This is a genomic window from Aurantimonas sp. 22II-16-19i (assembly GCF_002088275.1).
In the GTDB taxonomy this organism is placed as follows: Bacteria; Pseudomonadota; Alphaproteobacteria; order Rhizobiales; family Rhizobiaceae; genus Jiella.
Window position 1 is genome coordinate 1 of record NZ_AQQS01000007.1, and the last position, 20,898, is coordinate 20,898.

The 20,898-nt window shown below is 67.7% G+C and carries 16 protein-coding genes and 1 pseudogene; 10 read left to right on the plus strand and 7 right to left on the minus strand.

Annotated elements, in window-relative coordinates; all coding sequences use genetic code 11:
* The 4 genes and pseudogenes from ATO4_RS28260 to ATO4_RS07810 all read left to right on the plus strand — a co-directional run.
* Window positions 1-98 (plus strand): annotated as a pseudogene (locus tag ATO4_RS28260) (DUF4126 domain-containing protein); the annotation flags it as partial.
* The gene (locus tag ATO4_RS07800; RefSeq protein ID WP_083590879.1) at window positions 95-1,474 is read left to right on the plus strand and encodes an FAD-containing oxidoreductase; all 1,380 of its coding nucleotides are present in this window, start codon (window positions 95-97) and stop codon (window positions 1,472-1,474) included. The pseudogene ATO4_RS28260 and the gene ATO4_RS07800, both read left to right, overlap by 4 nt.
* A gap of 135 nt (window positions 1,475-1,609) precedes the next feature.
* The gene (locus ATO4_RS07805) at window positions 1,610-2,791 is read left to right on the plus strand and encodes an efflux RND transporter periplasmic adaptor subunit (RefSeq protein ID WP_083590880.1); all 1,182 of its coding nucleotides are present in this window, start codon (window positions 1,610-1,612) and stop codon (window positions 2,789-2,791) included.
* Complete coding sequence (locus ATO4_RS07810) at window positions 2,788-5,973, plus strand: multidrug efflux RND transporter permease subunit (protein ID WP_083590881.1); 3,186 nt, start codon at window positions 2,788-2,790, stop codon at window positions 5,971-5,973. Before ATO4_RS07805 ends, ATO4_RS07810 begins: the two co-directional genes overlap by 4 nt.
* Window positions 5,974-6,293: 320 nt before the next feature.
* Here ATO4_RS07810 and ATO4_RS07815 read toward each other — a convergent pair whose 3' ends face one another.
* The 6 genes from ATO4_RS07815 to ATO4_RS07840 all read right to left on the minus strand — a co-directional run bounded on the left by ATO4_RS07815 (window position 6,294) and on the right by ATO4_RS07840 (window position 13,800).
* Window positions 6,294-8,444, minus strand: coding sequence for a xanthine dehydrogenase family protein molybdopterin-binding subunit (locus ATO4_RS07815; protein WP_083590882.1), 2,151 nt, complete (start codon window positions 8,442-8,444; stop codon window positions 6,294-6,296).
* Window positions 8,441-9,445 (minus strand): xanthine dehydrogenase family protein subunit M, encoded by a 1,005-nt coding sequence (locus ATO4_RS07820; RefSeq protein WP_083590883.1) that lies wholly within the window; start codon window positions 9,443-9,445, stop codon window positions 8,441-8,443. The genes ATO4_RS07815 and ATO4_RS07820 overlap by 4 nt, the downstream gene beginning before the upstream one ends.
* The gene (locus ATO4_RS07825; protein ID WP_083590884.1) at window positions 9,445-10,134 is read right to left on the minus strand and encodes a (2Fe-2S)-binding protein; all 690 of its coding nucleotides are present in this window, start codon (window positions 10,132-10,134) and stop codon (window positions 9,445-9,447) included. The genes ATO4_RS07820 and ATO4_RS07825 overlap by 1 nt, the downstream gene beginning before the upstream one ends.
* Before the next feature lie 93 nt (window positions 10,135-10,227).
* On the minus strand, window positions 10,228-11,187 hold the full coding sequence (locus ATO4_RS07830) for an AraC family transcriptional regulator (RefSeq protein ID WP_083590885.1): 960 nt from the start codon (window positions 11,185-11,187) through the stop codon (window positions 10,228-10,230).
* Between the two features lie 460 nt (window positions 11,188-11,647).
* Window positions 11,648-13,078 carry an ATP-binding protein gene (locus ATO4_RS07835; RefSeq protein WP_245308627.1) on the minus strand — a complete coding sequence of 477 codons (1,431 nt, stop codon included), beginning with the start codon at window positions 13,076-13,078 and terminating at the stop codon, window positions 11,648-11,650.
* Window positions 13,075-13,800 (minus strand): response regulator, encoded by a 726-nt coding sequence (locus ATO4_RS07840; RefSeq protein WP_083590886.1) that lies wholly within the window; start codon window positions 13,798-13,800, stop codon window positions 13,075-13,077. Before ATO4_RS07840 ends, ATO4_RS07835 begins: the two co-directional genes overlap by 4 nt.
* 344 nt (window positions 13,801-14,144) lie before the next feature.
* Between ATO4_RS07840 and ATO4_RS07845 the strand changes: the two genes are divergently transcribed.
* The 6 genes from ATO4_RS07845 (at window position 14,145) to ATO4_RS07870 (ending at window position 19,804) form a co-directional block, all read left to right on the plus strand.
* A complete protein-coding gene (locus ATO4_RS07845; RefSeq protein WP_083590887.1) occupies window positions 14,145-14,465 on the plus strand; it encodes a hypothetical protein in 321 nt (106 codons plus the stop codon).
* Window positions 14,466-14,591: 126 nt separating this feature from the next.
* Entirely contained in the window at window positions 14,592-15,056 is a 465-nt protein-coding gene (locus ATO4_RS07850) for a (2Fe-2S)-binding protein (protein ID WP_083590888.1), read from the plus strand.
* Window positions 15,057-15,066: 10 nt separating this feature from the next.
* A complete protein-coding gene (locus ATO4_RS07855) occupies window positions 15,067-17,376 on the plus strand; it encodes a molybdopterin cofactor-binding domain-containing protein (protein WP_083590889.1) in 2,310 nt (769 codons plus the stop codon).
* 69 nt (window positions 17,377-17,445) lie between these two features.
* A complete protein-coding gene (locus tag ATO4_RS07860; RefSeq protein WP_083590890.1) occupies window positions 17,446-18,423 on the plus strand; it encodes an SDR family oxidoreductase in 978 nt (325 codons plus the stop codon).
* Between the two features lie 2 nt (window positions 18,424-18,425).
* Window positions 18,426-19,064: an LPXTG cell wall anchor domain-containing protein gene (locus ATO4_RS07865; protein WP_083590891.1), complete on the plus strand. Its 639-nt coding sequence runs from the start codon at window positions 18,426-18,428 to the stop codon at window positions 19,062-19,064.
* An 83-nt stretch (window positions 19,065-19,147) separates the two neighbouring features.
* Entirely contained in the window at window positions 19,148-19,804 is a 657-nt protein-coding gene (locus ATO4_RS07870) for a phospholipid methyltransferase (protein ID WP_245308628.1), read from the plus strand.
* A 177-nt stretch (window positions 19,805-19,981) separates the two neighbouring features.
* Here the strand turns inward: ATO4_RS07870 and ATO4_RS07875 are convergent, their stop codons facing one another.
* Window positions 19,982-20,887, minus strand: a complete 906-nt coding sequence (locus ATO4_RS07875) for a LysR family transcriptional regulator (RefSeq protein WP_083590892.1) — start codon at window positions 20,885-20,887, stop codon at window positions 19,982-19,984.
* Window positions 20,888-20,898: the final 11 nt, after the last annotated feature.

Here is a 20,898-nt window from a genome sequence, read left to right on the forward strand (position 1 = left end):
GGCTCGCCGCGGCCCTCGGGCGAGACCTTCCGGCCGCGCTGATCGAGGATGGCGTCGCCGTCCTTGGCGCCTTCCTGATCGTCGGGGCAGTCTCGTGACCCGGCAATTCGACGCCATCATCGTCGGCGCTGGCCAAGCCGGTCCCTCGCTCGCCGGCCGTCTGACCGCGAGTGGAATGACGGTTGCGCTGATCGAGCGCCATCTCGTCGGCGGCACCTGCGTCAACACCGGCTGCATGCCGACGAAGACGCTCGTCGCCAGCGCCAAGGTGGCCGCCATGGCGCGCCGCGCCGGCGACTATGGCGTCACGCTTGCCGGCGACGTTTCGGTGGACATGAGGCGCGTCCGGGCACGGGCCGAAACGGTGTCGCGCGAGGCCCGGGAGAACAACGAGCGCTGGCTGGAGGGTATGGATCGGCTGACCTTCCTGCGCGGCCACGCCCGTTTCCTCGACGCACGCACCCTCGCGGTCGGCGATGAAACCCTCTCGGCCCCGCTGATCTTTCTCAATGTCGGCGGCCGCGCCATCGTGCCGGACATGCCCGGCATCGGCGGCGTCGCGGTGATGACCAACACCGACATCGTCGCGCTGGACGTCCTGCCGCGCCATCTCGTGGTGATCGGCGGCAGCTATATCGGCCTGGAATTCGCGCAGATGTACCGACGCTTCGGCGCGAAGGTCACGGTGATCGAAAAGGGCCCCCGCCTCGTCTCCCGGGAGGACGAGGACGTGTCGTCGGCCATCCGCGAGATCCTGGAAGCCGAGGATATCCTTGTCCGCACCGGTGCCGAGTGCATCGCCTTCGCCGCCCACGCCGATGGGGTCGCGGTGCGGGTCGATTGCCGGGAAGGGCCCCCCGACATCGTCGGGAGCCATGTCCTCATGGCGGTCGGTCGCCGCCCCAACACCGACGACCTCGGTCTTGAGGCCGCCGGGATCGAAACCGACGGCCGCGGCTACATCAAGGTCGACGCCCGGCTGCAGACGAATGTTACCGGCATCTACGCCCTCGGCGACTGCAACGGCCGCGGTGCATTCACTCACACCGCCTACAACGACTACGAGATCGTCGCCGCCACCCTTCTGGGCGACGGCACGCGCAGCCTCGACGACCGCATTCCCGCCTATGCGCTCTACATCGATCCGCCGCTCGGCCGCGTCGGCATGACCGAGACGCAGGCCCGTGCCAGCGGCCGGCCGTTGCTGATCTCGACCCGCCCGATGAGCCGTGTCGGCCGGGCGAAGGAAAAAGGCGAGACGAAAGGGTTCATGAAGCTCATCGCCGACGCGCAGACCAGACGCATCCTCGGCGCGAGCATTCTCGGCGTCGAGGGCGACGAGGCGATCCACGGCATCCTCGACGTGATGGCTGCCGACCTGCCCTACACGATCTTCGAGCGCGCCGTTCCCATCCATCCGACTGTTTCCGAACTCATTCCGACACTTGCGGGCGATCTGCAGCCGGCGACGTAGCGACGAGGGCAGGCGCTGGTTTCGTGAACAGAGTGGCCAAGGAAGCGAGACGCCCTTGCAGCCGGTCGAACGGCATCTCAGTTACCGAAAGTTAATGCTGCAGTGCATTCTTCGTCCTCCACGGGTGGAAGATCCATGGCTTTTGATTTGCATGCGCGTGCGTCCGGTCGTTCGACCGGCGCCGTGTTCGGGTTGCTGTTCACCTTAGGCCTCGTGCCCTGGCCGGCCCTCGCCCAGTCGGCTCCCCCGCCGCCCACGGTCACCGTCGCCAAACCCGTCGTGCGGGAAATCGTCGAGGACGACGAGTTCATCGGCCGGTTCGAGGCGGTGGACGAGGTCGAACTGCGGGCCCGGGTCGGCGGTTATCTCCAGACGACGCACTTCAAGGACGGCGCGTTGGTGAAGGCGGGCGATCCGCTGTTCACCATCGACAAGCGGCCGTTCGAATTCGCGTTCTCCGAGGCGCAGTCGCAGATGAGCGTCGCAGAGGCGGCGCTGGAATTTGCCGAGAGCCAGCTGCGCCGGGCCGAGGACCTGACGCGGACGGGCAACATCCCCGCCTCGACCCTCGACGATCGGAGGCGCGAGTTCCTGTCGGCCCAGGCCACCCTCGCCGGCGCCACGGCGGCGAAGGCGACGGCCGACCTCAATCTCGGCTATACCGACATCGCCGCCCCGATCGCCGGGCGGATCGACCGCCGGCGGATTTCGGTCGGCAATCTCGTCCAGGCGGACCAGACGGTTCTCACCAGCATCGTCTCCCTCGACCCGATCGACTTCTACTTCGACATCGACGAGCGCCAGTTCCTCGCCTATTCCCGCGATGCGCGGGAACGCGGCAGCAATCTCCAGGAGGGGGTCGGCGGCCTGGCCGTCACCGTCCATCTCGCCGACAGCCGCGAAGCGCCGATCGAGGGCAGGCTCGACTTCGCCGAGAACCGGATCGATCGGGACACCGGCACGATGCGCGTGCGCGCCCGCTTTCCCAATGCCGATCTGCGCGTCCTGCCGGGCCTGTTCGGCCGGATCAACGTTCCCGGCTCGCTGCCGCATCAAGGGGTTCTCTTGCCCGACGAGGCGATCGGCGCCGACCAGGACCAGCGCATCGTCTATGTCGTCGACGACGCCGGCAAGGTCTCGGCGAAGCCCGTGCGCACCGGCCCGAAGCTCGACGGCTACCGCGTCATCCGCTCCGGCCTCACCGGCACCGAGACGGTCGTCGTCAACGGCCTGATGCGCGTGCGCCCCGACATCACCGTCACGCCCAGGCTGGAAGTCCTGCCGCCCGAACGGGTCGTGGCGGAGGAAGCACTATGAGGTTCGCTCACTTCTTCGTCGACCGGCCGATCTTCGCCAGCGTCATCTCGATCCTGCTGCTTGTCGTCGGCTGGATCGCCTATACCCAGCTGCCGATCGCCCAGTATCCGGAAATCGCCCCGCCCACCATCGTGGTGCGGGGGCAATATACCGGCGCCGATGCCGAGACCGTGGCGAAGACCGTCGCGACGCCGATCGAGCAGGAGATCAACGGCGTCGAGAACATGCTCTACATGTCGTCCTACTCGACCAGCGACGGCGCGATGAGCCTGACCATCACCTTCAGGCTCGGGACCGATCTCGATCTCGCCCAGGTGCTCGTCCAGAACCGCGTCGCCATCGCCGAGCCGCGCCTGCCAGAGGAGGTCCGGCGCATCGGCGTGACCACGGCGAAGAGTTCTCCGGACCTGATGATGGTCGTCCACATGCTCTCGCCGGACGAACGCTACGACCAGCTCTACGTCTCCAACTATGCCCGCTCGCGGGCCCGCGACCAGCTGCTCCGCCTCGACGGCGTCGGCGATCTGATCATCTTCGGCGAGCGCGAATATTCGCTGCGGATCTGGCTCGACCCCGACAAGCTGTCGGCCTACGGCATGACCGCGGGCGACGTGGTCGAGGCCCTGCGCCAGCAGAACGTCCAGGTCTCCGGCGGCTCGATCGGCGCGCCGCCCAACGACGGCGGCAACGCCTTCCAATATACCGTGACGACGCAGGGGCGCTTCGACGACGCCCGCGACTTTCGCTACGTCATCGTCAAGTCCGCCGGCGAGGGCCGGCTGATCGAGCTGCAGGACGTCGCCCGCATCGAGCTCGGCGCCCGCGACTACGTCACCAACAGCTATCTGAACGGCAAGCCTGCGGTCGCGATGGCGATCTTCCAGCGGCCCGGCACCAACGCACTTGCCACATCCGACGAGATCAAGGCGACGATGGAGCGCCTGTCCGCCGACTTCCCGCCCGGCCTCGCCTACCAGATCGTCTACAACCCGACCGAATTCATCTCGGAATCGATCGACGAGGTCTATCGGACGATCTTCGAGGCGGTGCTGCTCGTCGTCATCGTCATCATCGTCTTCCTGCAGTCCTGGCGCACGGCGCTCATCCCGATCGCCGCGATCCCGGTCTCCCTGATCGGCACCTTCGCCCTGCTTCTCGCCTTCGGCTTCTCGCTCAACATGCTGACGCTGTTCGGCCTGGTGCTGGCCATCGGCATCGTCGTCGACGACGCGATCGTCGTGGTCGAGAACGTCGAGCGCAACATCGCCCTAGGCATGACGCCCAAGCAGGCGTCGCATCAGACGATGGACGAGGTCGGCACAGCCGTCCTGGCGATTTCGATCGTCTTGATCGCGGTTTTCGTGCCGACGGCGTTCATCCCCGGCATTTCCGGGCAGTTCTATCTGCAGTTCGCCATCACCATCGCCTCGGCGACGGCGATCTCGGCGTTGAACTCGCTGACCCTGTCGCCGGCGCTCGCGGCGATCCTCCTGAAGGAACACGACCACAGCCGGCCGCGCTTCTTCCTGACCCGGATCGGCACATCGCTCGCCAACGGCTTCAATCGCGGCTTCGACCGGCTGGCCAACGGCTATGCAAGCACCGTGCGCTTCCTGACCGGGACGTGGCTGGCGCTGGGCGCGATGCTGCTGGTCTTCTGCGGCCTCGTCTTCGCCACCTGGTACATGCTGTCCACGGTGCCGCGCGGCTTCATCCCGACCCTCGACCAGGGCTATGCCATCGTCGTCGTGCAGCTGCCGGACGGGGCTTCCCTGGAAAGGACCGACGCGGTCATCCGCGAGGCCTCAAGCATCGTCCAGGACACGCCGGGCGTCAAAGATGCGATCGCCTTCGCCGGCTTTTCCGGGGCGACCTTCACCAACGCCTCCAACCAGGGGGTGATCTTCGCCGGCTTCGACGGCTTCGAGGAGCGGATCGAGAAGGGCGAATCCGCCGATGCCGTCATCGGCTCCTTGTTCCAGCGGCTGCAGGCGATCGAGGAGGCCTTCATCATCGCCGTCCCGCCACCCTCGATCCGCGGCGTCGGCAATTCCGGCGGCTTCAAGATGCTCGTCGAGGAGCGTTCGGGTTCCGACGTCCGGCAGATCATGGGCGTCGCGCAGGACATCATCGCCAGCGCCAACCAGACACCGGGGCTTGCCGGCGTCTTCACCACCTTCTCGGCCTCCAGCCCGCAGCTCTATCTCGAGATCGACCGCGACAAGGCGCGCATGCTCGACGTGCCGATCCCCAACATCTTTGAGACGCTGTCGATCAATCTCGGCACGGCCTATGTCAACGACTTCAACGCCTTCGGCCGTGTCTATCAGGTGCGGGCGCAGGCCGATCAGGCCTTCCGCCTGGACCAGAGCGACATTCTGCGGCTGAAAGTCCGCTCGGCGAACGGCGCGCTGGTGCCGATGGGAACGCTGACGACGATCCGCGACGTCACCGGGCCGGCGCTGGTCCAGCGCTACAACATGTATGTCTCGGTGCCGATCCAGGGCAATCCGGCGCCCGGCGTCTCGACCGGCGAGGCGCTGCAGAGCATGGAAGCCGTGGCCGAGGGCGTGCTGCCGCCCGGCACCGGCTTCGAATGGACCGAACTCGCCTTCCAGGAGCGCAACACCGGCAACACGGCGATCCTGATCTTCGGCCTGTCGGTGCTGTTCGTCTTCCTGGCGCTGTCGGCGCAATACGAGAGCTGGACGCTGCCGCTGGCGATCGTCCTGATCGTGCCGCTCGGCATCCTCGCCGCCCTCCTCGGCGTCGCCTTCCGCGGCTTCGACAACAACATCCTGACCCAGATCGGCCTCGTCGTCCTGATCGGCCTGGCGGCGAAGAACGCCATCCTGATCGTCGAATTCGCCCGCCAGGCCGAGGATCAGGGCGAGAGCCCCGTCGACGCCGTCGTCGAGGCGTGCCGGCTGCGGCTGCGGCCGATCCTGATGACCGCCTTCGCCTTCATCCTCGGCGTCGTGCCTCTGATGATCGCCACCGGCCCCGGCGCCGAGATGCGCCAGTCGCTCGGCACGGCGGTGTTCTCCGGCATGCTCGGCGTGACGATCTTCGGGCTGTTCCTGACGCCGGTCTTCTACGTCGCCATCAGGTCGATCTTCGGCAGGAAGCATGCGGCGACACCTCGCAGCGCGGCGGAAAATGATGTCGCGACCGCGCCTTGAGCGCCGGGATACGAATGGGTGAGCCGACGCATGCCCGTGGACGACTGCTTCCGGGGGCCAGAGTCGATGAACGGCAACGGCACCAGTCGTGGCAGGTGCAAAGTGCGAAATCGATTCTGCACGATCTTCGTTGCAGCGAGGAAGATCATTCGATTACCGGACGCCCTGGTGACCCGCTGCGGGTCGCTTTCCGACCACGGCGCGCTGATCGCTGATCAGCCTAGCCAAGCCGGACAGCTCGATGATTGCAGCCAGCTCCCACGCAGCGGGACACCATCAGGAGAAGATCCGGTCGCAGCAGATCTTTGTCGCCGGCGATCTCAAAGAAGATGCTCGATCCTGATGGGCAGCTCGCGAATGCGCCGGCCCGTGGCGTGGAACACGGCATTGGCGACGGCAGCGGAGACGCCCACCATCGCGACCTCTCCGAGCCCCTTGGCACCAAGTGAATTGGCGAGCGGATCAGGCCGGTCGATGAAGCCGACATCGATCTCGCCGATGTCCGCGTTCACGGCAACGACGTAGTCCGCAAAGTCGCAATTGAGGTAGCCGCCATAGCGCGGGTCGGTCTCCGTCGCCTCGCGCAAGGCGTGGCCGATGCCCCAGATCACGCCGCCGCGCACTTGGCTCTCCGCGGTGCGAGGGCTGAGCACGCGGCCGCAATCGGCAATGCTGACGACCCGCGGCACGCGCACGCGGCGGGTCCGCGGCTCGACGCGCACTTCGACGAAATGCGCGATGTAGCTCATGGCCGTGAAGCCGGGATAGGCCGGCCCCGTAACGGCGAAATTGTAGTTCTGCCATTGCTCCAGAAGGGCCGCATCCTGGCCGGGGCCGAACTGGGTGACCTCGACCTCGACAAAAGGGCGACGGACCGTGGCGAGCTGCTGGTGCAGCGAGCCGCCGATGCGTCGGCCGTCGAGGAGCTCCGTGACGGCCGCCTGCATCTTCTGCGCGGCCGCAGCGGCTGCGGGCGCAGCGCTGAAACTGCCCCATGAGCCGGCGGTCAGATGTTGGCGCGCGACCGTCGTGTCGCCGATCAGGATCTCCAGTTGGTCGTCCCGCACCTCGAGCTCGCGCAACAACACGTTGGCGAGGACCGTGCGGATGCCCTGGCCGAATTCGTGTCCGGCGACGGAAAAGCGCGTGCGTCCGTCGGCATAGATGCGGAGCCTGGCGATGACCGGGTGAACGAGGGCGGGATAGACGCCGCCCGCGACGCCCCAACCGATCTGCGTTCCGTCGGGCGCCGTCATCGAACCGGGCGCCGCCGAGCGGCTAGACCAGCCGAACCGCGACGCGCCCTCCGCGAAGCACTCGTTGAGAAAGCGGGAGGAATAAGGCTGGCCGGTATGCGGGTCGTGGGTCGCATCGTTGGCCATGCGGAACTCGACGGGGTCGCGCTCTAGCGCCGCGGCCAGCTCGTCGACGGCACTCTCCATGGCGAAGATGGCCGGGTGCTCGTAGGGCGCACGCATGTGGGCGGGATTCGAGACGTCGGTCCGCACGTCCGCCGCCGTTCCGCGATAGCTGGCGATACCGTAAAGCCTGATGGCGGCCTCGTGATATTCCGGCGGAAACGGCCCCTGGCGCGAGTTCTGTTGCGCCGCGTCGTGCTCGATCGCCACCATGCGTCCCGACGCATCGGCGCCGAGCCGGATCCGGTGCACGATGTGCGGCCGATGCGTGGCGACATGGAAGACTTGCGCCCGCGGCATCACCAGCTTGACGGGCCGCCCGAGGAGCATCGCCGCGTGGGCGACGATCGCCGTCTGGCGCTGCGCCCAGCCCTTCTGGCCGAACGCGCCGCCTACGGTCGGGCTCTTCACCTCGACAATGGCCGGGTCGAGCCGCAGCAGGCGGGCGACCGCCGAGCGGACGGCCCCGGAGTTCTGCGTGCCTTCGTGGATCGTCAGCCGGCCGTCTGCCCAGACGGCGGTCGTCGAGACCATCTCCATCGGATTGTGATGCTGGGTCGGCGAGTGGTACTCGGCCTCGATGATGGTCCTGGCTTCGGCGAAGGCCGCCTCGACGTCTCCCGCCTCCATTCCTTCGGCGTTCTCACGGACGGCACCCGGCGAGGTCATCAGGGCCGCGAACGGCTCCTCCTCGATGATCGGGCGGACAGCCTCCGCCGCCTCGATCGCGCCTTCCAGCGTCTCGGCGACGACGAGCGCGAGCGGCTGCCCGAGATAGGCGATGCGGGTCTCGAGCGTCGGCGGCGGTGCGCCCATATGGGTGCCCTCCGGCACCGCGTGGGCGAAGTCCGCCGCGGTGAGGATGCGCAGAACACCGGGAACCCGTGAGGCGGCCTCGGTGTCGAGCGCGGTCAGCGTCCCCTTCGCCACGGGCGAAGGAACGGTCATCGCGTGGACGAGGTCCGCGAACTGCGCGTCGGCGGCGTATGTCGCAGCGCCGCGGACTTTGGCATAGGCGTCGACGCGGCTGCGATCTGGATAGGGAGTGGTCATGCGCGGCTCCGTTCGGCAGCGATCAGGAGCGCGTCGGCGACCGTGCGCGCTCCGAGTTCGATCTTGAAGGCATTGTGCCGGCCGGGCGTCGCGTCGCGCATTGCCGCATGGCCGGCGGCGAGTGCGGCCTCGGGCGTCAGCCGCGTGCCGGCAAGCTCGGTCTCGGCCGCCACGGCGCGCCACGGCCGTGTCGCGACCCCGCCGAGTGCGATCCGGGCTCTGGTGACGCGATCGCCTTCGAGCTCCAGCGCCACGGCGGCCGAGGCAAGGGCGAAGGCGTAGGACTCCCGATCGCGGATCTTGTGGTAGGTCGAGGCAGTGCCGGCGGGCGTCTTCGGCACCATGATGGCAGTGATGATCTCGCCGGTGTCCAACGTGAATTCCAGATGCGGCGTCGCTCCCGGCAAACGGTAGAGTTCGACGACCGGCAGCGTGCGGGTGCCACCGGGACCGAGGATCTCTACGACGGCGTCCATCGCCGTCAGGGCGACCGGCCAGTCGCCCGGCGAGACGGCCGTGCAGGCCTCGCTGATGCCGAGCACGGCCTGCCCCCGGTCGAGCCCTCCGATGGCCGAGCAGCCGCTGCCGGGCTGGCGCTTGTTGCAGGCGAAGGTCGCACCGCCGGGATTGCGGAAATAGAGGCACCGTGTGCGCTGCAGGAGGTTGCCGCCGATGGTCGCCATGTTGCGCAGATTCTGCGAGGCGGCCTTCAGGAGTGCCTCCGAGAGGACCGGGTATTCGGCCGCAACCACGGGATCGGCGGCAACGGCGCTCATCGGGGCGAGCGCGCCGAAACGCATGACCTCGCCCTCCGTCGCGACCGCGTCCATGCCGGCGATGGCGGTGACGTCGATGAGATGCCGTGGGCGTTCGACCTTCAGTTTCATCAGATCGTAGAGCGTGGTGCCGCCAGCGATGTAGCGCGCGCCCTCCCCGGCCCCGGCGAAGGCGCTGACCGCCTCGGCCGTCGTCGCGGGACGCATGTACGTAAACGGTTGCATCAGGCTTCTCCCATCCTGCGGGCAGCGTCCGAAATCGCTGTGACGATCGTGACATAGGCGCCGCAGCGGCACAGATTGCCGCTCATGGATTCGCGGATGCTCTCGGGCGAAGTCGCATGGCCCTCGTTGACACACGCCACCGCTCCCATGATCTGGCCGGGGGTACAGAAGCCGCACTGCAGCGCGTCGTGGTCGATGAAGGCCTGCTGCATCGGGTGGAGCGCGTCGCCGGAGGACAATCCCTCGATCGTTGTGACGGAGCGTCCCTCGGCCTTCGCCGCCAGCGTCAGGCACGAGGCGACGCGCCGGCCGTCCACATGCACGGTGCAGGCGCCGCACTGGCCGTGGTCGCAGCCCTTCTTCGTTCCGGTGAGGTTCAGTGTCTCGCGCAGCACGTCGAGAAGCGAGGTCCGCGTATCGAGAAAGACGGTCACGGCCTCGCCGTTGACCGTCGTGCGCAAGGCGATCGCGCCTTGAGACGGCGACGGCAAGGGTGAGCCGGTTTGTGCCGAGGCAAATTCCATCTGCAGGAGCGGTGCCGTTGCGGCTGCCGCGGCACCGGTCGCCAGAACGGCCCGGCGGGTGACCGTGAACGGACGGTCGGGGCCGACCGTGCTGCCAGCGTCGCGGTCGTCAAGCCGGTCGGGATGGTCGGGATGGTCGGAGTGTTCCAATAGGGTGTTGGTCATGCTCAAACTCCTTTCGACCAACAGCTACAGCAATGAAGCCGTGACCGCGCCGGTCCGGGAGTCCAAGTAACCGCACCGATCGTCCAGGCGAATTCACGCCACGAAGGACCGGTCGCAGGCGCCGTGCTGGCGACGGTAGGCCGCCGGGGATCGTCCGCTCCAGCGCTTGAAGGCCTTCTTGAACGAGGAATCCGAGGCGTAGCCGACTGCGTCGGCGATCGACTTGACCGGGAGGCGGGCGTCGACGAGCTGGAGCGTCGCCGAGTACATCCGCCATTCGGTCAGGAACTCGAGAGGCGACTGCCCGACGACGTCCTTGAAACGGGCGGCGAACAATGACCGCGACATCCCGACGGCCGTTGCGAGCATCGCCACCGACCAGCGCTTTTGCGGTGCATTCTGCATCAGGACCAGAGCGGGTGCGATCTGCGGATCGGCGACGCCTCGCAGCCATCCTGACGGCAGGTCCGCGCTGCCGAGGTAGTGCCTCACGACCTGCAGGAGGAGAAGGTCGGCGATGCGGGAACTCACCTCGACCGAGCCCGGCGTGTCCGGCTTCAGCTCCACCTGCAGCAACGACACGAGCGATGCGGCGGTGGAGGTCGACGCCACCGCCGAGCGCAGGTGCATGACGGGGGGAAGCGCCGCGAGCAGCGGGTTGCGGCGTTGATCGTCGAACGCAAAGACGCCCGAGATCAAGCTCGTCTTCGGTCCGTCGACACCGAAGGTCAGCTCGAGCATCTTGAACCGCGCGCCCGGCTGCCAGGGGACGAGACCCATCTCGTCGGCAACGCGGCTCCAGGGAACCGCGTCGGCGCCCGGCCGCGCGAGCAGCCGATGCGGCTCACCACTCGGAAGGACGACGACGTCCCCCGCCGCCAGGGCGATGCTCCGTCCCGAAACATCGACCGACGCCTCGCCCGACAGGATGATGTGGAACGGCGCGCCGAGCAGCGCCTCCTTCGCAAAGCCCCACTCGCCGGCAAGGATCATCCGGCAGAAGACCGTGCTCTCCAGGCGCAGCTTGGCGAGAAAGTCGTCGATATGGGCCATATCTTTCCTCCTGACGAAGACCGGGCCTGGCGTCCGTCCCGATGAGATCCGTGCGGGCGGCGCGCGAAGCAGGGACAGCGCCGCTCGCCGGACAGGTTCAAAGCGGCCGCGCACGGCGACCGCGCCGGCCGCGTGCCACCGGATGCGCCTTTGCGCAGATCGCGTGCGAGGCCGTGTCCATCCTGTCGTTTCGCAGACGACATCGCGGGCATCGCCGGGATGCGGCCCGGCGCTTCCGCCCGTTCCACGCGATGGCGGTGCCCCGTCAGGCCGCAGCAAACCCTTCAGGGCGATGGCCGATTGAACCGGCGCGCGCGCTCCGGCCAGGCGATCATCCAGATCGCAACCCTGGCGCTCTCGAGCTGCCGCGGTCGCCGCAGTCGCTGCTGTCGCCGTCTGAAACGGTTCCGTGATCGGCAAGACGAACCCCCGCGAAAATGCCGTCGGTTCATGGGCGCCCTCAGGCCGGCAGGACGATAGCGGCCTTCAGACCGGGTTGACGAAGCGAAAGGACGATGTCGCCGCCGTGCTGGCGGGCGATGGCGCGGGCGATGGACAGGCCGAGCCCGATGCCGCCGGTCTCGCGGGAGCGCGAGCCTTCCAGACGGAAGAAGGGCGCGAAGACCTCCTCCAGCCGGTCGAGCGGGATCCCGGGTCCGTCGTCCTCGACGACGATCTCGATGGCCGAGCGTGTCGAAACCAGACGCACTTCGGCCTTTCCCGCATAGCGCACCGCGTTCTCGACGAGGTTGCGGATCGAACGCCTGAGCCCGTCCGGCCGGCAACGATAGTTCACGCGTTCGCCGCCGACGAAAATCACCTTCTGGCCGATCTCGGCCAGATCCTCGCAGATGCTCTCGACGAGCGCCGACAGATCGATCGTGCGCGTCGGCTCGGCGTTGGTTTCCTGGCGCATCAGCGACAGCGTCGCCTCCGTCATCGCCTGCATTTCCGCGATGGTCGCCAGCATCCGCTCCTGGAGATCCGGGTCCTCGACCAGTTCGGCGCGCAGGCGCAGCGTCGTCAGCGGGGTCCTGAGGTCGTGACCGATGGCCGCCAGCATGCGCGTGCGGTCCTCGACGAACCGGTGCAGGCGTTCCTGCATGCGATTGAAGGCCTCGGCGGTATGGCGGATGTCGTCGGGACCGCAGGCGCGCAAGGGCGTCACCGCCTCGCCGCGCCCGAGCGTCTCGGCCGCTCTGGTCAGTTGTCGCAAGGGACGGATGATACTGCGCACCGTCAGGACGCCGATCAGCGAGACGAAGATGGCGGTGAGGGTCAGCGCCAGTGGAAGATGCGTCTTCCAGATCGTCGGCATCATCTGCTTGTAATAGGCGACGTTGAGCGCCCGCCCGTCGCTCAGAGGGACGATGACGCCGGCGCCGTTGCGCGTCGCGAAATCGAGCGTGCGCCCCTGCGCCGGCAGGTTGCCCCCGCCTGCAGCCGGCCCCGTCCAGGCCAGCCCCTCCATGAAGAGCGCCTCGCTCGCGCCCGCCGGGATCTGCGTCTTTTCCGAAGCGCCATCGGTCGGGGCGCCCTCGCCCGAGCCGTTCAACAGATCGCGCAGCGGCACCTGGAAGCGCTCGAAGGCGGCGGTCACCCAGTCTTCCAGATCGGGTGCGGGATCTTCCGATATCCAGAAGCGGGTGTAGTCGGTGGCGTTGACGCGCGCGATCTCCGACTGGAGCGCCGGCGGCACGGTCTCGACCAGCCGGGCCACCGCTTCGGACCGGCTGCTGAGCTCGTAGCGCGAGGCGGCGCGAAGATCCGCGATGAACTTGTCCCAGGAGATGCACATGCCGATCGCCTGCGACACGAAGAGAGCGACCAGCATCGAGGCCAGGAGCTGGACCGACAGGCTCTTGCGCCACAGGGTGAGAAGGCGCGTCACGCCGCGGAGACCTCCGGCATGAAACTGTAGCCGCCACCCCAATGGGTCTGGATGATGGACGGGTTCTTCGGGTCGGCCTCGACCTTGCGACGCAGACGGCTGACCTGGTTGTCGATGCTGCGGTCGAAGGGATCGGCCTCGCGCCCGACGGTGAGGTCGAGGAGCTGGTCGCGGCTGAGCACGACGCCGGGATGCTCGACGAAGACCTTGAGGAGCCGGAACTCCGCCGTGGAAAGCGGCACGCCCACGCCGTCGTCGCCCTGCAACTCGCGCCGCCCGAGATCGAGCACCCAGCGCTCGAAGCGCATCAGGCCCGTGCGGCGCGCGGCGCGCTGGGGCGGCAGGCTGTTGACGCGGCGCAGCACCGCCTTGATGCGGGCCTGCAATTCGCGCGATGAGAACGGCTTGACGAGATAGTCGTCCGCCCCGAGCTCGAGGCCGATGACGCGGTCGGTCTCGTCGGCGCGGGCGGTCAGGAAGATCACCGGGATGTCCGGGCCGGCGCCCGAGCGAAGCTCACGGCAGAGGGTGAGGCCGTCCTCGCCCGGCATCATGATATCGAGGACGATGAGGTCCGCGGCGGCGCGCCCGAGCAGACGTCGAAGCGCTGAACCGTTCTCGGCCGTGCTGACGCGGTAGCCCTGCTGCTGCAGGTATTTGCCGACGAGATCGCGGATATCGCGGTGGTCGTCGACGACGATGATGTGGGGCACGGGCTCCATGATCCGCCTCGAACGCTGGACATTCGAGACTTTGTACCTTGTTCGCGCAAGGGATGCTTCGGCGAAACTGTATCAGAATGTACCCGCATCTCCGCAGTTGCGGCCTTGGAGACGCCTCCCCGATACAATCGAATACATCTTCCGACATCCCCGGCACAGGGCTGCGACAGGTGCCGGCTAATTTGATCCTCGAAGCGCCAGGGTCGACGGAACGGGATCCCCCCATCCCGCAAGGCCCTCCGCCAGGCCGCCACCGATCGGTCCTGGCGCTTCCCGCAAGCGCGGATCATGCCGAAAGGCTCCGGCGCCTGCGATCATCAGCCCCTCACCTGAAAGGCAAGACCATGTCCCTCCTCCAGACTGTCTCGGCCGCTCTTCTCGCCTCCACGAGCCTTCTTCTCGCCGCGCCCGCCCTCGCGGTGGTTCCGGGCTCCGGCCACTATGCGGACCGGCGCGACGAAACGGAGCGCCATCGCGTCGCGAACGGCGCGGCGTCCGCCGGAAGGGCGGCCACGCGCCGCCCCGTCCCGGACACCGTCCCCGGCACGGCCACGACGTTCGGCTATTCCGCGGGTGCCCGCCGCAGCGAAGCGGCCCCGTTCGCCAGCGACCTCGGTCTCAACGGGCCCGGCGGCGCGAAGTCGAGGCAGCCCCGCAGCCGCTGATCCGGAACAGCCAGAACCTCCGGCCTTCGCTTGCCGCGGAGGCCGGAGGTTCTGGCTGGCAGCCCCCGCAGCGCTCGAGGCGAGCGCCGCGGCTGCGGCAAAGCCCAGCAACACAACGGAGATTGCATGGTCGCCTTCATCGTCAACGGCTTGCCCGTGTCCATCACGGACGAGGACGACAAACCGCTCCTGTGGGCGCTGCGCGAGGATCTCGGCATCCTCGGCCCCAAATATGGCTGCGGCATCGCGCAATGCGGTGCCTGCCGCGTGCTGGTAGACGGCGTGTCGACGCCGTCCTGTGCGATCACCCTCGGTGACGTTGCCGGCGCGACGATCGTCACCGTCGAGGGCCTCTCGGGCCCCGGCGGCACGCTATCGGCCGTGCAGCAGGCCTGGATCGACGAGCAGGTGCCGCAGTGCGGCTACTGCCAGCCGGGCTTCATCATCGCCGCGACCGAGCTCCTCGCCCGAAACGCCCGGCCGAGCGACGCCGAAATCGACGAGGCGATCACCAATATCTGCCGCTGTGGCACCTATCCGCGCATCCGCCGCGCCATCCACCGCGCCGCAGCGGCGCAGGCTCGAGACTGAGGTTTTCGTCATGGCTCGACTTCTCTCCCGACGCAGCTTCCTGATCACCGGCGCAGCCCTCGGCGGAACCGCCCTCGTCGCCGCAGTCGGCGGCGTCGGTTATCTCGCCACCGTCGACGTCGACGGCCTCGATGGCTTCGTCGACGGCGAACGCGCCGTCCTCAACGCCTTCCTGACGATCCACGGCGACGGCCGGGTGGTCGTTCAGGTACCGCGCGCCGAAATGGGCCAGGGCATCTATACCGGGCTCGCCATGATCGTCGCCGAGGAGTTGGACGTTCCGTTCGACGAGCGGATCAGCGTCGAATTCCCGACGGAGGCGCATCCGGCCTATTCGAACTGGGCGAATGTCCTCCAGGTCCGCCCCGAAGAGGCGAGCGGCCCGGCCGCATGGCTCGCCCGGCGGGTGTTCGGCGAACTCGGCTTCATCTCCACGGGCGCGTCGGCCTCGACGATGGCGATGTGGCACCCGATGCGCGTCGCCGGTGCCTCGGCACGCCAGATGCTGCTTGCCGCCGGCGCGGCGCGCCTCGGCGTTCCGGCCTCGCAACTGACGACGGCCGATGGCTTCGTCCGCCACAATGCATCCGGCCGTACCCTGTCCTATGGCGAACTCGCCGCCGAAGCGGCGGTCCTGCCGCCACCGGACGAGCCGTCGCTCAAGACCGCCGACCAATGGCGGCTGATCGGGCGCTCCCAGCCGCGCGTCGACCTCCCGGCCAAGATCCGGGGCGAGCCCGTGTTCGGCATGGATGTGGTGCAGCCCAACATGCTTTACGCCGCGATCCGGCACGCCCCGGTGTTCGGCGCGCGGGTGTCGCAGATCCTGAACGAGGTAGACCTGCGCGCCCAGCCCGGCGTGCTCGACCTCGCGGTCATCAACGAGCGGCAGGTGGCGATCGTCGCCGATTCCTGGTGGCGGGCCGAACAGGCCGCCTGGCTCCTCGACATCGCATGGACGCAGACCGAGTCGGACGGCGTGTCGAGCGCCGCAATGTCGGCCCGGCTGAAGGCCGCGCTCGACGCCGACGAGCCGTATGACAGCCTCGACGAGGGCGACGTGGAAGCGGCGCTCGCCGAGCCGGCGGCATTCGTGGTTGAGGCCGACTACCAAGTCCCATTCCTGGCGCATGCCTGCATGGAACCGATGAACGCCACCGTGGTCGTGCGGGAAGACGGGACGGCGGAAGCGTGGGTTCCCGCTCAGGGGCCGCTCGCCATCCGTGTGGGTGTCACCACCGGCACCGGCTGGGCCGGTGTCGAGCCGACCTCGATCACCTGCAACGTCACCATGAACGGCGGCGCCTTCGGCCGACGCAGCGACCAGGACGTCACCGCGCAGGCGGCATTCCTGGCCACCCGACACACGGGCCGCCCGATCAAGCTGATCTGGTCGCGCGAGGAGGATATCGGCCGCGGCCTCTTCCGCAGCCATGCGGCGGCGAGGCTGCGAGCTGCGCTCGGCGAAGACGGCCTGCCCGTCGGCTACGACGCGCAGGTCGCCTCGCAATCGATCATCCAGTCGGTCGCCGACCGCAACCTGCCCTTCAATCCCGGCCCCGAGGGGGACAGGCTGACGGTCGAGGGGCTCGACAAGCGTCATTACGCCATTCCCAACCGGCGGATCCGGAGCCAGAACGTGCCGAGCCACATGCCGATCGGTCTCTGGCGGTCGAACGGCTACTCCTTCAACACCTTCTTCACCGAAAGCTTCGTCGACGAGTGCGCGCTCGCGGCAAGCGTCGATCCGCTCGACTACCGCCGCACGCTGTTGCGCGACAGCCCACGCCACCTCGCCGTTCTGGAGCGCGTCGCCGAGATGGCGGGCTGGGGGACGGGCCTCGCGCCGGGACGCGGGCGCGGCATCGCCATCGAGGAATGCTACAGGAGCGTCGTCGCGCAGGTCGCCGAAGTCACGGTGGCGGGGGACGGCGAGATCACCGTCGACCAGGTCTTCTGCGCGATCGACGTGGGAACGGTGGTGAACCCGGACGCCGTCATCGCCCAGATGGAAGGCGGCATCGTCTTCGGAGTGACGAGCGCTCTCCTCAGCGCGATCACGCTCGAGAATGGCGTGGTCGTGCAATCGAACTTCCACGATTTCCCGATGCAGCGCCTGGCCAATGCGCCGGACGTCATGGTCTCGATCGTCGACAGCCCGCTGCCGCCGGGCGGAGCCGGCGAACCCGGCATCGTGCCCGTGGCCGGAGCCATCGCCAACGCGATCTTCGCGGCAACCGGACGGCGCCTGCGCTCGCTGCCGCTCGCCGTCACGCAGACCATCGGAGAGCGGCGCAGCCGCACCGTGCTTCCGGCCTGATTTCCCATTTCCGATCCCGAACGCCGCAGGCACGGACGATGCCGCGGCGCGAACCGAAAGACCGCACCAATGACCAAACGTTGGACCGCCCAGGACATCCCCTCCCAAAGGGGACGCACCATCGTCGTCACCGGCACCGGCGGCCTCGGCTTCGAGGACGCGCTGGCCCTCGCCCGTGCCGGCGGCGACGTGATCCTCGCCGGGCGAAATCCCGCCAAGGGCAAGGAGGCCGTCGACCGGATCAGGGCGAGCGTGCCCAATGCCTCGATCAGCTTCGAGGTGCTGGATCTCGCCAGACTTGACTCGGTTGCTGCCTTTGGTGCGAGGCTCGGCTCGATCCACGACAAGATCGACATCCTCATCAACAATGCGGGCGTCATGACACCGCCTCGTCGCCAGATCACCCAGGACGGCTACGAGCTGCAGTTCGGCGTCAACTATCTCGCTCACTTCGCCCTGTCGGCACATCTCCTGCCATGGCTCAGGCGAGGCAGAAATCCGCGCGTGGTGACGCTTTCCAGCGTCGCGGCGCGTGCCGGTACGATCGACTTCGACGATCTGCAGTCCGAACGAAGCTACAAGCCCATGCGAGCCTACAGCCAGTCGAAGCTCGCCTGCCTGATGTTCGCCTTCGAACTGCAGCGTCGCAGCGACGTGGCCGGCTGGGGCATCGAGAGCCTTGCGGCGCATCCCGGCATTGCCCGGACCGATCTCCTGCACAATGCGCCGGGCCGATCGAGCACCGCGGGTATTGCCCGTTCGCTTCTCTGGTTCCTGTTCCAGCCGGCGTCGCGCGGCGCCTTGCCGACACTGTTTGCCGCCACCTCGCCCGATGCCCAGGCGGGCGGCTATTTCGGCCCAGGCGGGTTGGGCGAGACCCGCGGCTTTCCGGCCGCAGCGACGCCTCCGGAGGCGGCCCTTGAGGACGATGTCGCGCGCCGGCTGTGGAACCTCTCAGAGCGGCTGGCCGCCGTCGACTTCGGTGCCGAAGGCGATGTGCCGGAGACCGTGGCCCGGCATGTCTCCGCCCTGAGCGCGAAGGCCTAGAAATGGACCCTATCGGAGGCCTTGTCGGTTGGATCGCCGTCTACGGCGCTGGCGGTCTGTTCGCGGTCGCCCTGGCCGAACGCTTCGTGCCCATGGTGCCATCCCATGCGCTGCTCCTCGCCGTCGGCGTTTCCGTCGCGGACGATGTCCGGCTGCTGACATCGGCGGTCGTCGCGACGACCTTCGGCAGCGCTCTCGGCTGCATGGCCTGCTTCTTTGCCGTCCGGGCACTCGGGCCGGCGCGCGCCACGCGCCTCCTCGCCGGAACCGGACGGATCTTCGGGATGTCCCCCGACGGGATGGAGCACAAGCTGGCAGCCCTGCGCCGAAACCGCACGGCTCTGGCCTTCTCTGCCCAACTCGTTCCCACGGCACGGCTGCTTGCCCCGTCGCTCGCGGGACTGATCGAGGGCGGTTCGGGACAATTCCTCGCCGCCTCGGCGGCTGGCATCGCGATCTGGAACGGCCTGTTCATCGGTCTCGGCTACGCCGCCTCCCGCGCAACGGGAGAGATCAATGCCACGTCACTCGCCCTGGGCGCACTCGGCATTCTGCTGGTCGCGCAGGGTAGCCTGTTCTTCGTCATCCGCAGACGGCGCATTCGCCGCAGTCTCGCTGCCCGGCTGCGGGAGACGGGCTGATGTTCGAGCGCCGCTGCACGACCGGTCACGCAACTGCCCAGCCCTTTGCATGGTCAAGATTGTTTCCCAAGGTACCGCAAGACATGACCGAAACACTCGGCTTCTTCCAGGCATGGCTGAGGGCCCCCTTGCGCGTCGCGGCCGTTGCTCCGTCAGGACGCGCTCTGGCCACTCTCATGACCTGCGAAATCACGAGGGCGACCGGCCCGGTGATCGAGCTCGGGCCAGGCATGGGTTCGTTCACGCGCGCCCTCATCGCACGCGGTGTCAGGCCGGACGACCTTGCTCTGATCGAGTTCGGTGCGGATTTCGCCGCCAGCCTGCACCGGCGCTACCCGGACGCCCAGACGCTCTGCATGGATGCCGCGCGCCTGCGCAGCGTCGAACTCTTCGGCGGCAGGCCCGCCGGCGCCACCATCAGCGGATTGCCCTTGTTGTCGATGCGGCCGCGCGAGGTGTTTGGGATCCTGACCGGCGCCTTCCGCAAGATGAGATCGGACGGCGCGTTCTATCAGTTCACCTATGGGCCGCGTTGCCCGGTATCCGGCAGGCTGCTGGAACATCTCGGTCTCGAAGCGGAACGGATCGGCGGCACCTTCGCCAATCTTCCGCCGGCATCGGTCTATCGCATTCGTCGCAAGAGCCCGTTACCTGCCGTGGGCGCGAGCGGGAGCCGAATGATGCCCGATCGCTCGGCTGAGGTGCGCGATCACGAAGACGCCCCGGCGCGTGGCCGATGACGGGGTCGAATGGCAACTTTTCCGACCCTTATGATACGCTCGATCGCTACCCGGACCTGAAGCCACCTCTCCTGCCGCTTGCCTGCCTTTGCAAAAGTGCCGAAGCCGCAGCGGAGACTGAAAACCCCTGGCTGTCAGTCGAGGCAGGGAAATTCACCACACGTTCTCGAGGTCCGGTCAGCGGCGGGCCTCCCAGGCGTAGCTCTTCATGTGATCGAGGAACGCCCGCATGGCCGCACTCGGGTGGCGACGATTGGGATAATACAGAAACCAGTGCGGCAGGGTGGCGCTCCAGTCCGGGAGAAGCTCGACCAGCCGACCCTCGCGGATATGGGATTTGGCATAGTCGTCGAAGACGTGGGCGATTCCCTTGCCCGCCAGGGCCGCCTGAAGCTCGTTCTGCGCCGAACTGACCGTGAGGCGTCCGCTGGGCGTGACTTCCAGCTCTTCCTCTCCGAAAGCGAATCGCCACGTGACGAGAGCGCCGCCGGGAAATCTGCGCTTGATGCAGTCGTGACCGACGAGATCATGCGGCGTGTCTGGAGTGCCTCGTCTTGCGACGTAATCCGGTGAAGCGACGATCGCATAGCGAAGCGATGGTCCCAGGGGGACCGCGATCATGTCCTGCGCCAGTTGCCGGCCGAACCTGACGCCGGCGTCGAAGCCTTGCGCCACGATGTCGATCACCGCCGCATCGCTGATGATCTCGATCTTCACCTCGCGAAAGCGATCCATGAAATGGAACACGAGGGGGCAGAGGAAATGGTCGACGGCGGGTGCCGGCGCATTGATCCGGAGCGTCCCCGACGGGCTGTCCCGCAATTCGTCGACCTCGGCGATCGCGAGCTGGATGTCGCTCAGAGCCGGGGCGAGACGATCGAGGAGGCGTTGACCTGCCTCCGTCGGCGAGACGCTTCTCGTCGTCCGGTTGAGGAGTCGGATCCCTAGCGCCTCTTCCAGCGCATTGATCGTCTGGCTCAAGGCTGATGCGGAAACGCCTCGCTCGAGCGCTGCCGCCCGAAACCCGCCACACCGGACGATGGCGACGAAGACATCGAAACTGTCGAGACGAAGCGGGTTAATTGCGAAGCCAG

What these genes read in the sequence shown, in the direction of transcription:
- ATO4_RS07865 (WP_083590891.1), top strand. Translation starts at nt 18,426, where the DNA reads ATGGACCCTATCGGAGGCCTTGTCGGTTGGATCGCCGTCTACGGCGCT.
- ATO4_RS07870 (WP_245308628.1), top strand. Translation starts at nt 19,148, where the DNA reads ATGACCGAAACACTCGGCTTCTTCCAGGCATGGCTGAGGGCCCCCTTG.
- ATO4_RS07840 (WP_083590886.1), bottom strand. Translation starts at nt 13,800, where the DNA reads ATGGAGCCCGTGCCCCACATCATCGTCGTCGACGACCACCGCGATATC.
- ATO4_RS07850 (WP_083590888.1), top strand. Translation starts at nt 14,592, where the DNA reads ATGGTCGCCTTCATCGTCAACGGCTTGCCCGTGTCCATCACGGACGAG.
- ATO4_RS07820 (WP_083590883.1), bottom strand. Translation starts at nt 9,445, where the DNA reads ATGCAACCGTTTACGTACATGCGTCCCGCGACGACGGCCGAGGCGGTC.
- ATO4_RS07830 (WP_083590885.1), bottom strand. Translation starts at nt 11,187, where the DNA reads ATGGCCCATATCGACGACTTTCTCGCCAAGCTGCGCCTGGAGAGCACG.
- ATO4_RS07805 (WP_083590880.1), top strand. Translation starts at nt 1,610, where the DNA reads ATGGCTTTTGATTTGCATGCGCGTGCGTCCGGTCGTTCGACCGGCGCC.
- ATO4_RS07825 (WP_083590884.1), bottom strand. Translation starts at nt 10,134, where the DNA reads ATGACCAACACCCTATTGGAACACTCCGACCATCCCGACCATCCCGAC.
- ATO4_RS07815 (WP_083590882.1), bottom strand. Translation starts at nt 8,444, where the DNA reads ATGACCACTCCCTATCCAGATCGCAGCCGCGTCGACGCCTATGCCAAA.
- ATO4_RS07810 (WP_083590881.1), top strand. Translation starts at nt 2,788, where the DNA reads ATGAGGTTCGCTCACTTCTTCGTCGACCGGCCGATCTTCGCCAGCGTC.
- ATO4_RS07860 (WP_083590890.1), top strand. Translation starts at nt 17,446, where the DNA reads ATGACCAAACGTTGGACCGCCCAGGACATCCCCTCCCAAAGGGGACGC.
- ATO4_RS07845 (WP_083590887.1), top strand. Translation starts at nt 14,145, where the DNA reads ATGTCCCTCCTCCAGACTGTCTCGGCCGCTCTTCTCGCCTCCACGAGC.
- ATO4_RS07855 (WP_083590889.1), top strand. Translation starts at nt 15,067, where the DNA reads ATGGCTCGACTTCTCTCCCGACGCAGCTTCCTGATCACCGGCGCAGCC.